Annotated in this window: 14 protein-coding genes; 5 read left to right on the forward strand and 9 right to left on the reverse strand. The window is 57.7% G+C overall.

The window, feature by feature from the left end:
- Positions 1-12: 12 nt before the first annotated feature.
- From C7476_RS15645 to C7476_RS15670, 6 genes are all read right to left on the reverse strand, one after another.
- The gene (locus C7476_RS15645; RefSeq protein ID WP_245426373.1) at positions 13-1,665 is read right to left on the reverse strand and encodes an alpha/beta hydrolase; all 1,653 of its coding nucleotides are present in this window, start codon (positions 1,663-1,665) and stop codon (positions 13-15) included.
- Positions 1,655-2,365, reverse strand: a complete 711-nt coding sequence (locus tag C7476_RS15650) for a DUF3611 family protein (RefSeq protein ID WP_245426374.1) — start codon at positions 2,363-2,365, stop codon at positions 1,655-1,657. The genes C7476_RS15645 and C7476_RS15650 overlap by 11 nt, the downstream gene beginning before the upstream one ends.
- Positions 2,366-2,508: 143 nt before the next feature.
- Positions 2,509-3,000, reverse strand: coding sequence for a DUF1269 domain-containing protein (locus tag C7476_RS15655; RefSeq protein WP_114430833.1), 492 nt, complete (start codon positions 2,998-3,000; stop codon positions 2,509-2,511).
- A gap of 47 nt (positions 3,001-3,047) precedes the next feature.
- Positions 3,048-3,335: a glycine zipper 2TM domain-containing protein gene (locus C7476_RS15660; protein ID WP_114430834.1), complete on the reverse strand. Its 288-nt coding sequence runs from the start codon at positions 3,333-3,335 to the stop codon at positions 3,048-3,050.
- A gap of 453 nt (positions 3,336-3,788) precedes the next feature.
- The gene (ureG, locus tag C7476_RS15665) at positions 3,789-4,406 is read right to left on the reverse strand and encodes an urease accessory protein UreG (RefSeq protein WP_114430835.1); all 618 of its coding nucleotides are present in this window, start codon (positions 4,404-4,406) and stop codon (positions 3,789-3,791) included.
- Between the two features lie 42 nt (positions 4,407-4,448).
- The gene (locus C7476_RS15670) at positions 4,449-4,946 is read right to left on the reverse strand and encodes an urease accessory protein UreE (RefSeq protein WP_114430836.1); all 498 of its coding nucleotides are present in this window, start codon (positions 4,944-4,946) and stop codon (positions 4,449-4,451) included.
- Between the two features lie 301 nt (positions 4,947-5,247).
- On the opposite strand from C7476_RS15670, the gene C7476_RS15675 reads away from it, so the two are divergent.
- The 5 genes from C7476_RS15675 to C7476_RS15695 are packed head-to-tail and all read left to right on the forward strand — an operon-like array spanning position 5,248 to position 9,633.
- A complete protein-coding gene (locus C7476_RS15675) occupies positions 5,248-6,171 on the forward strand; it encodes an urease accessory protein UreD (RefSeq protein ID WP_425373991.1) in 924 nt (307 codons plus the stop codon).
- 22 nt (positions 6,172-6,193) lie between these two features.
- Positions 6,194-6,496 (forward strand): urease subunit gamma, encoded by a 303-nt coding sequence (locus C7476_RS15680; protein WP_114430837.1) that lies wholly within the window; start codon positions 6,194-6,196, stop codon positions 6,494-6,496.
- Positions 6,497-6,506: 10 nt separating this feature from the next.
- Entirely contained in the window at positions 6,507-6,812 is a 306-nt protein-coding gene (locus tag C7476_RS15685; RefSeq protein WP_114430838.1) for an urease subunit beta, read from the forward strand.
- A 9-nt stretch (positions 6,813-6,821) separates the two neighbouring features.
- Complete coding sequence (gene ureC, locus C7476_RS15690) at positions 6,822-8,525, forward strand: urease subunit alpha (RefSeq protein WP_114430839.1); 1,704 nt, start codon at positions 6,822-6,824, stop codon at positions 8,523-8,525.
- A gap of 58 nt (positions 8,526-8,583) precedes the next feature.
- Positions 8,584-9,633: an urea transporter gene (locus C7476_RS15695; protein ID WP_114430840.1), complete on the forward strand. Its 1,050-nt coding sequence runs from the start codon at positions 8,584-8,586 to the stop codon at positions 9,631-9,633.
- Here C7476_RS15695 and C7476_RS15700 read toward each other — a convergent pair.
- The 3 genes from C7476_RS15700 to C7476_RS15710 all read right to left on the reverse strand — a co-directional run bounded on the left by C7476_RS15700 (position 9,619) and on the right by C7476_RS15710 (position 12,443).
- On the reverse strand, positions 9,619-10,302 hold the full coding sequence (locus tag C7476_RS15700; RefSeq protein WP_114430841.1) for an urease accessory protein UreF: 684 nt from the start codon (positions 10,300-10,302) through the stop codon (positions 9,619-9,621). The two genes, C7476_RS15695 and C7476_RS15700, sit on opposite strands and share 15 nt — an antisense overlap.
- 84 nt (positions 10,303-10,386) lie before the next feature.
- Complete coding sequence (locus tag C7476_RS15705; protein WP_114430842.1) at positions 10,387-10,974, reverse strand: HupE/UreJ family protein; 588 nt, start codon at positions 10,972-10,974, stop codon at positions 10,387-10,389.
- Positions 10,975-11,003: 29 nt separating this feature from the next.
- Entirely contained in the window at positions 11,004-12,443 is a 1,440-nt protein-coding gene (locus tag C7476_RS15710) for a GntP family permease (protein ID WP_114430843.1), read from the reverse strand.
- Between the last annotated feature and the right edge of the window lie 410 nt (positions 12,444-12,853).

The raw sequence follows: 12,853 nt of genomic DNA on the forward strand, positions 1-12,853 counted from the left end.
ATATCATCTCCACTACTGCCGCTGCCGCGCGAAATATTGTTTCAATCGTGCAATCTTACCGGCAGTCCATGCCTTCCGTTCCAAAATGACGAGCCACGCGTCAATATAGTGCTCGGGCGCGAACACATGCCCGTAGCCGACGGGCGTGGCAGTTGCGACTGCCATGTCGAAAACAAGCTGGAGTCCTGTCACCACCGGATACCAACGCAACTCGGGCGAGACATCTGGTCCACGCGGCGCGTCCAGCCAGTCGGGGCGGCGATAAAAATCGCGGTAATCGAAGAATGTCACCGGGTCGCTTGCATATTGGAGATAGACGATCCGCGCCGGTCCCCATGGCTGTTCACTCTGGCTCATGTCACCCTTCTGATTCATGAATCGGACAAAAGATCCGCTCCGGAATTGCGGAAGCCAGGCTGGCGATCCCGGGTTGCGACGTTCCATGACACTCCGCCAGAAACCGCTCTGGAACGGGGGGCCGCTCCACAGCGCACCCTGAATCGGATCGCCGAGCATTTCATAGAGTTCGAATGAATTTTCGGAATTGAGCGCGCCAAGACTGAGGCCATGGAGGTACAGCTTCGGGCGCGTTTCCGGCGGCAATGTCGTCCAATACTCATAGACGCTACGAAGCAATGCCTGTGAGGTCTCCTTGCCGTATTCCGGGTCCATCAACAACGAAAGCGGGCTGGAAAGATAGGAATACTGGACCGCGACGCTCGCGACATCCCCCTCGCACAAATATTCAAGAGTGTCGATCGCGGCAGGGTCGATCCAACCTGTGCCAGTCGGTGTGACCACAACAAGGGCGGACCGCCTGAACGCGTCGGCGCGCTTGAGCTCGTCAAGCGCCAGGTGCGCTCGTCGTTCCGGTGTTTCAGCGGCCGCGAGCCCGATATATACCCTGATGGGCTCGAGCGCGCGGCCATCACCAAGCGCGCTGATTTCAGCAGCTGTCGGTCCGCTGGCGACAAACGCTCGCCCCGTACGCCCGAGGTCTTCCCACTCAACCGACGAGGCGGCACTTCCGGACCTAAGCGGAGACATGGGCGGGGTCTTATCCGCCTCAAAATACTGGTCGAGCGACGCGAACGATGCATCCGCGACATGCAGCATGTATCGAATGAGCACACCATTGGCGATGGCCCAAACGGACACTATCGTCAGGGCGTAGCCGATAACCCGTGCCACCCTCCATGGAAGGAGATGCCTCGTACGCATTGCGATTGCATGCGAGACAAGGCTTAAGCCTCGGGCAACCGCGATGAGCAACAGGAAAATGATGAGCGTGATGGCGCAGACTTCGAGAGGCTGTGCGCTCGGCAGCGGTTCCATCTCCATCAGTTTTCGTATTGAATTCTGCCAGCCTGCCGATAACCATAACACCGTCGTGGCGAGGATGAGGAAAATTGCCGCCGAGACCCATTTGATGACGCGCGACCATCGTTCGGCCGGCAGGGGCAGCTCCATGTAACCCCACAGAAGCCTGCACAGGACACCGACGCCGTATCCGACGGCAAAACACCATCCGGAAATTATCCCCTGAATCAGATAGGATCTAGGCGTGAGCGTCGGCGTCATCGAGGCAACAAAAAATGCGGTGCCGACAAGCAGTCCGCTGCTGGAAAACGAGCGCCAGAACCGCGCAATCCAACTATTCGTCAAGCTGGGGAAACTCCGTTGAAGGCATCAGCGTCCGGAAAAGCAGCCAAAGACCAAGCGACAACACCAGCACCTCGACGCACGTCGTCAGGATGACGACGGCAAGGCCGAGGACGTCTCCCGCCGAAACCCAACTCGCCCTCTCGCCGGTCACCTGCACAACCGGGATACCGGCCTGCGGGGCCCGAAGAAAATAGAAGAACAGCTGAGCTGTCTCGAACAGCATTATCAGCATCGAGAGGACCAGGCCGATGGTGGTGCACACCACGCCGATCCAAACGATGCGCTTGACGGCGGAAATCTGAGGGCGGCGCGAAGGATCCTCGATCCGTCCCGCCAACCTGACGTAGCGGTATGACCACGCTGTCGTGAAGGTCAGTATCATCAGGCTCAGTATCGTAAGATATTCTGTGAGCGCCAGCCCGCCGCGGGTTCCGAGACCGCTGCCTAACGTAAAAGCATAGATTGCCAGCGCTATTGATATGACACCGATCACAACCTGTGCCCAAAAGCCAATCTTCCCTACGCGCCGGAAGGTCCCAGCGAGACTATTGCGGGGTGATAATCCAACCATCTGCCAGAGCCTTTCGGTTTCGATTGTGAATTCTGAGGCGAATGATTTGCTTGCGGCAGGGTCAAACCACTCGAAGCAAATGCCGATGACAATGAGGAACGCCCCGATGAAAGGAGCTTCCGGCTTCATCACTCCTGCGCAGATAGGTCTCTTGTGAAATGGTCTGCGCAGGATGATTTACCCGGCAATCGCCCTCCGAAGGCCGCTCCGGCTTTTCCCGGATGCCGGCCAACGTGTTCACAACGTCACCGGCACGTTGCGGAAATGCCAGCCTACGCGGCAACCTTCTGCAAGGCGTCGCGCAGTACCTGTTCCTTGGTTTCGTCCAATGACGTCTTGAGCACCACGCCACCGAAACCGGAGATGTCCTTCAGGACCTTATCTGCCGTCATGGAGTGAACGAGCGTGAATAGAACCGCATTGCCGGGCTCAATGGTGGCGGTGAGATCCTTCATGAAGGCATCTTTGATTCCGACGTCGGTCAACGCCCCGCCCAGCGCACCCGAGGCGGCACCCACCGCAGCCCCAATCAGCGGATTGAGAAAGAGAATGCCGATCAGCAAACCCCAGAAGCTGCCTGAAACAGCACCTGCCGCGGTCGTGTTGACCATCTGGTTAAGCTTGACTCTGCCCGCGTCCGTTTTTGTGGCAATGACGACATCGCCGAGCGTCACCAAGTAGTCTTTCTGCAGCTCAAAAAGGCGCTGGCGCACCTCCTCCGCTTTTTCTTCATTCGGATAAACGATTGCGATCAGGCTAGACATAGTAGCTCCTCCTACTAAGAAGTTTCGTGCTTGCATTGGGTCAACGGTCAACATGGCGCGATGTAGATCGTGCCATCGCTGCGCCGATAGCGGCAGTGGTTTCTGTCTTGGCTTGGTGTTGTTGCCGTTCCGACAACGGCACCCAACAGCGCGCCGGCGGCCGCGCCGCCTACGGTAGCGCGCGTGCTGCGGCCGATCGCCTGACCGGCCACGGCACCCAATCCACCGCCTACCAAAGCGCCTGTTCCGGCCCGCCGGTCCTGTTCGTTCGTTGCGCAACCGGAAACACAGATCGTCACGACAGTGATGGCAACTGCGATGTTAAAAGCCCTCATGCCACAGCTCCTTCTCAAATCTGGAATTCAAAACAGGCCGGGTTCCGCCGCCCCTCATCTGATGTTCAGGTCGACTTGAGATCGGCGGGAACCGCCCGCGCGATAGCTCGCACTTCTCTCGCCAGAAATGCCAGCAGCGACAATTCAGCCACTCTGGCGCGGCGGCACTTCGGCGTCAGCAATGTTACTATAGCGCCATTGGGTTACCTCAGTGATCGGCTGAGAATCCCAGCAATACGCTGAGCATCCCAATCTTTGGCAAACCTGTTCTTTCCGAACAGCTGCCGACGTTTGACCACTGGGCTGTTCTCCTGATGCCGGTACACGCGATCCTTGATCTTCCTGCATCGAACCGGATGACTGCCGCACCGTCCAAACGTCACAGCATGTCAGATGGCCGCCTGTGCTCGTTCTTCAAGACCGGATCAAGGCGGGCGTGCGACACATTACGAACTAGGCAGCGAGGCCACCGTGTTCCACAATAAAATCAACTACGGTGTCGAGACCTTTGCCGCGCGTCAGATCGGTGAAACCAAAGGGGCGTCCCCCGCGCATACGCTCAGTGTCCTCACGCATCACTTCGAGATTGACGTTCACATAAGGAGCCAGGTCGCTCTTGTTGATCAAAAGAAAATCGGAGCGGGTAATGCCGGGGCCGCCTTTGCGGGGAATCTCTTCTCCCTGACACACCGAGATGACATAAAGCGTCATGTCTGCAAGGTCAGGCGAGAACGTAGCAGCCAAGTTGTCGCCCCCGGATTCGATGAAAATGATGTCGAGTTCGGGGAACGTCCGGTTCATTTCAGCCACTGCCTGAAGATTGATCGATGCATCTTCGCGAATCGCCGTGTGTGGGCAACCACCAGTCTCGACGCCGAGAATGCGGTCCTCGGAAAGCGCCTGCCGACGTACGAGAATAAGGGCATCCTCCTTGGTGTAGATATCGTTGGTTATCACGGCGATGGAGTAGCGGTCGCGCAGCAACTTACACAGTTTCTCTGTCAAAGTTGTTTTTCCCGATCCGACAGGCCCGCCTATCCCTATTCGCAGGGGTCCATTTTTCGACGCCATGGTAATTACCCTAAATAGCCGCAACAGTTTCAGAAGAGGAAGTCACGAATTCTCATGATGATGCGGATGTGCAATATCGTGGTCATGTGCGTGCCCACCCCCGTGATAGGCACCAGGAACCGGATCGAAGGGCGCGACAATTTCGTCAACGACAGCGCCGAGGCGCTCCAGCATCGCTTTGACCACGTGGTCGCGCGGGATAAGGATCCGGTCCCGGAGAATGGCAGCCGGAAGATGGCGGTTGCCGATGTGCCATGCGAATTCGGTAAGCTGCATCTGGTTGTTCGCACTGACCGCATACAACTGCTCTTCGGCAACCTCAACGCAGACCGTCGAGCCGTCGTCCAGCAGGAGTTCGTCGCCTGCGACGAGCACAACAGGCTCGGCCAGATCGACGAGGACCTTGAGACCGTTTGTCAGGTTGATCACCTTTCGGCGCAGATGACGCTCGTCGTGCTCAAGAACGGCCGTACCGAGCAGTGATGTAAAATTCCCGCGATCTTTGTCACGGTCGTGTCGTATGCCCGTTGCGCGTAACATATGTTCCTCGACATCGAATTGTCTGGCGGGAAAGCAATCAACTTCGGCCTCACAAGAGATTTCGTCGCATCATATCGCGCCCTTGTGACGAGGAAATTGGCACAGAATCCCAATACGGTGCGTTGCGTTCCTTTTTTACAGGTTGCGATTGTACCCGGCTGCCCATGCATAACAATGCAGAGCATTTCACTATCTCATCTGACCGATTTTCCCCAAGATTTGAACGCACCGTCAATGCTTGGGATTCTGTGCGGATCACATCCCGCAGAGATCCTATAGTATCCGGGACGGGCGATCTTGTTTGATTTGGCCGCCAAAAGCATGGTGTTGGGAGCGTCATCATGGCTTCAGACACTATGCGGAAATTCTCGCTTTTGCACGGGAAGAGGGTTCGTTCGCGGTGACTGGCTGGTGCGCTGAACTTGAGCTTTGGTTCGAGAAAAGTCATGGATTGACCCGGCTCGTGCGGCGGCGTCACGTCGGCCCGCTTGCCGTCCAGCGCCCGTTTTATCCCGAAGCGGACGGATCTGCCCATGTTTATCTTCTGCATCCACCCGGCGGCGTGGCCGGCGGCGATCAGCTTGCCATAAACTGCCATTTGGGGCCGCGGGCCTGCACGGTGCTCACTACACCCGGCGCGACGAAATTCTACCGCAGCCAGGCAGGTCTCAGCACGCAGCACACCACAATCAACGTGGGTGTTGGAGCGATCTGCGAGTATCTTCCGCAAGAGACCATTCTTTTCGACGGTGCGGATGTTTCGATCAATACGCGAATTTCCCTCGCCGCGGACGCTATTTATCTCGGGTGGGAATTCTTCAGTTTCGGTCGTCCCGCCTGTGGAGAGCGCTTTCTGACGGGCAGCGCCCGCCAGCGCTTGGAAATAGCGCGCGATGGATCCCCTATCTGGTTCGAACAGCTTCGCGTCTCAGGCACCGCCGCCCGTCTGCTCGACGAGCCATTCGCCTTTGCCGGTCAGCCGATCGTTGGAACGATGGTCTATGCCGGGCCCATGATCGAAAACGCCGTCGGCAAGATGCGCGAAACGTTGGGACATGCGGCACGTCATGTCTTTGCCGTCACCCAACTCGAAAGAGTCATCGTGTGTCGATATCTCGGCAATCGCATGTCGGAAGGCAAGGCGCTTTTTCTGCATGCGTGGGATGCACTGCGCGAAGGTGGTATCGGCAAAGGTGCTGCCGTCCCGCGCATTTGGGCAACATGAAACGATCAAAGAGGACTGGTCAATGGAACTTTTGCCGCGCGAAAAAGACAAACTTCTTCTCTTCACCGCAGCGTTGCTGGCAGAGCGGCGAAAGGCTAGAGGGCTGAAGCTCAACCATCCCGAAGTCATTGCCTATATCTCGGCCGCGGTCGTGGAAGGCGCTCGGGACGGCAGGACCGTCGCGGATCTCATGTCATATGGCGCAACCCTTCTCACACGCGACGAGGTGATGGAAGGTGTCCCTGAAATGATCCATGACATTCAGGTCGAGGCTACTTTCCCGGACGGCACAAAGCTTGTCACCGTACACAATCCCATCCCTTGAGGAGGCCGTTATGATCCCAGGCGAATATTTCATTGAGGACGGTTCCATCGAACTTAACACGGGTAGGGAAACGCGCACGATCGAGGTGGAGAATTCGGGCGACCGGCCGATCCAGATCGGTTCGCACTACCATTTCTACGAGACAAACGATGCGCTCGTTTTCGATCGCGAACAATCCAGAGGTTTCCGTCTCAACATCCCGGCGGGTACCGCCGTGCGGTTTGAACCCGGACAGGATCGCAAGGTCGAGCTTGTCGCACTTGCCGGGGCGCGAGAGGTCTACGGGTTCAACGCCAAGATCATGGGCAAATTGTAGGAGGCTCGGATGGGTACGATTTCACGACAGGCCTATGCAGATCTTTACGGTCCGACCAAGGGCGACAGGCTGCGGCTTGCCGATACCGAGCTCATCATCGAGATCGAAGAGGACCATACCGTCTACGGCGAAGAGGTGACGTTCGGTGGCGGCAAAGTCATCCGCGACGGTATGGGACAAGGGCAGAGACCTGCAGCCGAGGTCGCGGACCTCGTCATCACCAATGTCATCATTCTTGATCATTGGGGTATTATCAAAGCAGATGTCGGCATCAAGGAAGGACGTATTGCCGGCATCGGCAAAGCGGGAAACCCTGACATCCAACCCGGCGTGAACATCGTTGTGGGGCCCGCTACCGACGTGATCGCCGGTGAGGGTAAAATCCTTACTGCCGGCGCGATAGATACGCATATTCATTTCATAGCGCCGCAGCAGGCGGAGGAGGCACTCGCAAGCGGCACGACGACGCTCGTGGGAGGCGGAACCGGCCCGACAGTCGGCACGCTCGCTACGACTGTGACCCCGGGTCCATGGGCGATACATCGAATGTTGGAGGCGGTCGAGGGCCTGCCCATCAATGTCGGATTGTTGGGCAAAGGCAATTCAAGCATGCCGGAACCGCTGCGGGAGCAGATCCGCGCCGGGGCGGTCGGTCTCAAGCTTCACGAAGATTGGGGGACGACACCGGCTGCAATCGACAATTGCCTCACGGTCGCCGACGAGGAGGACGTTCAGGTTGCGCTCCATACCGACACGCTCAATGAAAGCGGATTCGTGCGGAATTCCTTCGCCGCAATGAAGGGCCGGACGATCCACAGTTTCCACACCGAAGGTGCCGGTGGTGGCCACGCGCCCGACATCATCACAGCGGCCGGGGAAGAGAATATCCTGCCTTCATCCACAAACCCGACGCGGCCCTATACCATCAACACGGTTGATGAACATCTCGATATGCTGATGGTCTGTCACCACCTCAGCCCGAAAATTCCGGAGGACGTGGCGTTTGCAGAATCGCGCATCCGCAGGGAAACGATCGCCGCCGAGGACATTCTGCACGATCTGGGTGTCTTCTCGATGATGTCATCGGATTCGCAAGCCATGGGGCGGATCGGCGAAACCACTTTGCGTTGCTGGCAAACCGCGCACAAAATGAAAGTGCAACGTGGGCCACTGGGGGAAGACAGCAGCCGCAACGACAATTTTCGCGCAAAACGCTATGTCGCCAAATATACCATCAATCCGGCGATCACGCATGGCTTTGCCCATGAGATTGGCTCCGTCGAGGTCGGCAAGCGTGCGGACCTGGTCTTGTGGAAACCGGATTTTTTTGGAGTAAAACCGCAACTCGTCATGATCGGCGGCATGATCGCCATGGCCCCCATGGGCGATCCCAACGCGTCGATTTCGACACCGCAGCCGGTGCACTACCGCCCAATGTACGGTGTAATGGGACGGGCACTTTGCTCAACCGGAGTGACCTTTGTTTCAAAGGCAGCACTTGACGACGGCATCGGCGACAAACTGAAGCTCGGAAAAAGGCTGGTCGCCGTCGGCGGCATTCGGACGATCCGCAAGAAGGACATGATACACAACGGCCTTACGCCAAAGCTCGAGGTCGATCCGCAAACTTTTCAGGTCCGGGTGGATGGAGACCTGATCACCTGCGAGCCGGCAGAGATCTTGCCGATGGCTCAGCGCTATTTCCTGTTTTAACGGCCAAACATCATCGAAACGCAGATTCAATCGAAACAGCAAGGGGTGGACCCAGGCCATGCAACTGGACGATTTTCGGGAGCATCGCTTTCTCGGCATTATTGACTGGACCCTTCGGGGTGTCGGACAGGTCGTATTCCAGAACAACCCACTGTCAGGCCTGGTGATCCTGCTCGGCATCTTAATTAACTCCTGGATCTACGCGGCGATCTGTATACTGGGAGCGGCTGCAGGCACTCTCACCGCCATCATTCTTAGGGCCGACCGGGCGCTTGTTCGCGACGGTCTCTTCGGTTTCAACGGGGCGTTGGTGGCGCTTGCGCTCGTCGCTTTCACCAGCGAGAATTTCCGCACGGGGGCGGTGCCTTCCCTCGCGATGACGGCGTATCTTATCTTCGGGGCGGCTTTGAGCACGATGGCGTTCGCCAGCATCGCGGCCCTGTTGGGCCCGCACAAAGTCGCGCCCCTGACCATGCCGTTCGTACTGATAGGATGGCTTTTTCTCTTTGCCGTCCTCAAATTTGACGCCATCGACGCCGGCCCGATGGCCAAGCCCGTTTCGCCTGACCAGTTCTCCTACACCGCGCCTTACATGCTGCCGACGTGGTACATGGGCATCGGTACCTCTATCGGTCAGATCTTCTTTCAGGACAATTGGATTACCGGATACATTATCCTTATTGGCGTGGGGCTGCATTCGCGCATCGCCGCAGGCATGGGATTGCTGGGAGCGATCGTCGGAACGGCGGTGGCGGCACTCTTCGGCGGTCCCGAGGGAGCTATTCGCGACGGGCTTTTCGGTTATAACGCGGCGCTGACAGCAATGGCGCTCGGCGGCTTTTTCCTGGTTTTGACCTGGAACAGTTTTTTCTACGCCGTGTTCGGAGCTATTGTCTCGGCATGGCTCTGGGCGTCGATTGCCATCTTCCTGAAGCCGATCGGGATGCCGGTTCTGACTTCGACCTTCGTGATCGTCACATGGCTCATGCTGATCGGGCAATACGCCTTCAAGGCGCTTGTGCCGGTTCCGCCGGCCGAAGCGACGACCCCCGAACACAATCGTCGACGCTACGTTGAAGGCAAACGCCATCCTTCAGGACCGGAATAGCCGACTATACTGGATTTCATGCCAGGCACTCGCCATCGCCAAACCGGGTGACATATTGCCGATTTCATCATCGGTAAGCGTGGCGGCCTTATGCGCCGCCCGTTCGATCACAGGCACACTGGCGATGAGGATGCGTTGACCGGCGGTGTGACCCAGCGGCACGAGACGGATGGCGGCGGCAACCTGACCTTCGACGACGCTCCACATCAGCCCGCGAAGCGCATCTGCCGGGGAGACGTTCCAGTGATGGGCGGCAATCGCGAAGGTTGCCGGATAGGTCAGGCGCTGGTTTGAATATAGCATGGCCGGCGCAACTCCCAGATCGGCGAGCAGATGCGACAACGACTCGCTCATCCGCCGGTCCTCCAGTTCGAGTTCACGGCTTTCGCGGCCCGCTGCAAGCCAGGTGTTCGTTTCAAGAAAGCGCTTCGCGTCGTTGGCTCCAAGGGCACGAATCATGCGCCAGAACAAAGCGCCGTCAAGGGCGGCATAGCTGTGTTCAAGGATCCCAAGAATCCACGAACTGGAGGTCTGTTCATCCATGACCGTGCCGGCATGCACCGCCCATTCCAATCCCCTGGAATAGGAGAAGCCGCCGACCGGCTGGCTCGGACTGACAAGACGCAACAGATGGAGCGGCAACTCCTTTTGAGAAACATTATCTGCCACGTGTGTCCTTTAATTCCAAACAGGCCTGCCGAAAGCCTGAAAAGTCACGTAACCGAAAATAGAATTCGATGGCCGTCATTTGACCTATCCTGCCATCAGCATCAGGCCACCGATCGTCGTAGCGCCGCCGGTGATGCGCATGGCGAGGCGTCCGTTGGGACCCTTCATCGCTTGGCCAACGGCCAGACCGATGCCAATGCCCGCGGTGTGAAGTAGTGCCGTTGCCAGAGCAAAGCCGGCACCGTAGTCAAGAAACGCTGCTGCACCGATTTCGCCGCCATGAGCGTGGCCGTGGAAGAATGCGAAACAGCCCGCAATGGCTGCCCCGGCAACCGTCGATACGGGCAGTGCGCAAGCCACAAGAAGTCCGAGCACAACCACCGATGCCAGGATTACGGGTTCCGCGTAAGGCAGCGGCATGCCAACCAGAGCTGCCACAAAACCGAACAGCATAACGCCAACGAAGGCCGCTGGAACGGCAAGGAGCGCGCGACCGCCGAGCATGGAGGCCCAGAGGCCAACGGCGACCATGGCCAAAATATGGTCTGCACCGGAAAGAGGGTGCGTGAACCCCGCTGCAAACGAGCCGTATTCGGCGGGATTGAGGTGGGCAAAGGCTGGACTAGCCGTGATGACCAGCGCCGCTGCTGTCAGAACCGTTGTCTTTTTCATGTCTCGCTCCTCTGTCAAAAACTAGCCCGTCAGAATGATCCGAACATAGAACCCAATATGAAAACGGCCACGAGCGAAATTATCACACCGACGATGACCGTCATGACCATGTCCAGGTAGCTTCCCGCATGGGTCTGTTTGCTGATTTGAAGCAAGAGAAGCACCGTGCCGTTGTGAGGGAGCGCGTCGAGAGTGCCAGCGCTGATCACGGTCAGGCGATGCATCAAAGCCGGATCGATATCGTGTTCCACTGCGAGCCGCATAAATTCGCTGCCGAGCGCATTGAGTGCGATGGCCATGCCGCCAGAGGCAGTGCCGGTAAGGCCCGCCAATGCATTCATGGCGACGACGAGCGACACCAGAGGTCCACCTGGAATGTGCAGGACCGCGTCCCGAATGACTGCGAATGCAGGCATAGCGGCGACCACGGCTCCAAATCCGACGAGACTCGCTATTGTCAAAATAGGCAACACCGAGGAGTTTGCGCCCGCGTCCACGCTTTCGCGCAGCCTCAGAAGTCGCCTGAAATTGATCGCGATCACGGTGATGTTGGCAGCAGCGAGGGCAATAAGAACAGCCCACACGCCGATCGTCGCACTGACATCGATGCCCCACGGTTCACTCTTGAGGAAGGAAAAGTCTATGCGCGGAAGAACGACCAGGGCCATCAAAAAGTTGACGACGATGACCACAACGAGCGGCAAGACGGCCAAGATGAACGGCGGATTGTCGTCACTGCGTTGGCCATGGTCAAACTCCGCTGGGTCGAAATCACCGGATGTCGTTGCCTGTTCGCGGACCTTTTCAGTGATGGCGATCGCCTCGGCATCCTCAACATATGACTCGCCCGCGGTTCGCGCTTTGGCTTCTGCACGTTGCAGCCACCACATGCCGAAGGCCAGGGTTATGAGCGATGCGATGATGCCCAAACCGGGCGCGGCGAAGGTTGTCGTGCCAAAATACGGCATCGGGATAGCATTGTTCGTCGATGGCGTACCCGGTAGAGCCGACATCGTGAAGGTGAACGCTCCGAGTCCTATCGCTGCGGGCATCAATCGTGCCGGTATGTTCGCTGCCTTGAACATCTCGCGCGTCATCGGGACAAGCACAAAGAACGCAACGAAAACGCTGACGCCGCCATAGGTTACGACCGCGGAAGCGAGCACCACCGACAACATTGTCCGGCGGACTCCAAGTTTTTCCGTCAAATACCGCGCAATTGCGATGATGGAACCGCTGTCATCCATCAGCTTCCCAAAAATACCTCCGAGCAGAAACAGCGGAAACCATCGCGCGACGAAACCTGCGGTTCCACCCATGAAGGTTGAGGTCCAGGAAGCTAACAGAGGTTCGCCTGATATCAGCGCTGCGAGGAGCGCGGCGGCAGGGGACAAAAGGATTACGCTCCATCCACGGTAAGCCAGCCACATCAGCAGCCCCAGCGCCAGCAGTATTCCGAATAGTCCCATACTCCGGCACCCCCGCTATCCACTGGATAAGGCACTGCAGCGTCACCAACGTTACTATAGCGTCATTGGGTGGCCCAATGATCGGCTAAGAATCCCAACAATACGCTGAGCATCCCAATCTTTGGCAAACATACCAAAAACGGTTGAGACAAGCGCGGTAGTAACTGTAACGTACTATGCCGCCTGCACTGTTTGTGTCTACTTCCACTGATCTAGTCGCAACGGCTTCCGGATAGCCGTTGCTCCACCGCCAATTGTCATGGAGGAATGCTTGAAAAAGAATTTCTTTGTAACGCTGGGGCTTCTCCTCGGCCTGTTGATAACGCCTCTGGCGTTGCCCACCGCGGCCATTGCCCAGTCCGTCAGCATCACGATCGGGACCCATCTCAACCGAGGCAGAGGGATAACCT

The organism is Phyllobacterium bourgognense, from assembly GCF_003337575.1.
Lineage (GTDB): Bacteria > Pseudomonadota > Alphaproteobacteria > Rhizobiales > Rhizobiaceae > Phyllobacterium > Phyllobacterium bourgognense.

Bases quoted from the DNA above. Each gene is read 5' to 3' on its own strand.
- C7476_RS15650 (WP_245426374.1), bottom strand. From the start codon at position 2,365: ATGAAGCCGGAAGCTCCTTTCATCGGGGCGTTCCTCATTGTCATCGGC.
- C7476_RS15655 (WP_114430833.1), bottom strand. From the start codon at position 3,000: ATGTCTAGCCTGATCGCAATCGTTTATCCGAATGAAGAAAAAGCGGAG.
- C7476_RS15660 (WP_114430834.1), bottom strand. From the start codon at position 3,335: ATGAGGGCTTTTAACATCGCAGTTGCCATCACTGTCGTGACGATCTGT.
- ureG (WP_114430835.1), bottom strand. From the start codon at position 4,406: ATGGCGTCGAAAAATGGACCCCTGCGAATAGGGATAGGCGGGCCTGTC.
- C7476_RS15670 (WP_114430836.1), bottom strand. From the start codon at position 4,946: ATGTTACGCGCAACGGGCATACGACACGACCGTGACAAAGATCGCGGG.
- C7476_RS15680 (WP_114430837.1), top strand. From the start codon at position 6,194: ATGGAACTTTTGCCGCGCGAAAAAGACAAACTTCTTCTCTTCACCGCA.
- C7476_RS15685 (WP_114430838.1), top strand. From the start codon at position 6,507: ATGATCCCAGGCGAATATTTCATTGAGGACGGTTCCATCGAACTTAAC.
- ureC (WP_114430839.1), top strand. From the start codon at position 6,822: ATGGGTACGATTTCACGACAGGCCTATGCAGATCTTTACGGTCCGACC.
- C7476_RS15695 (WP_114430840.1), top strand. From the start codon at position 8,584: ATGCAACTGGACGATTTTCGGGAGCATCGCTTTCTCGGCATTATTGAC.
- C7476_RS15705 (WP_114430842.1), bottom strand. From the start codon at position 10,974: ATGAAAAAGACAACGGTTCTGACAGCAGCGGCGCTGGTCATCACGGCT.
- C7476_RS15710 (WP_114430843.1), bottom strand. From the start codon at position 12,443: ATGGGACTATTCGGAATACTGCTGGCGCTGGGGCTGCTGATGTGGCTG.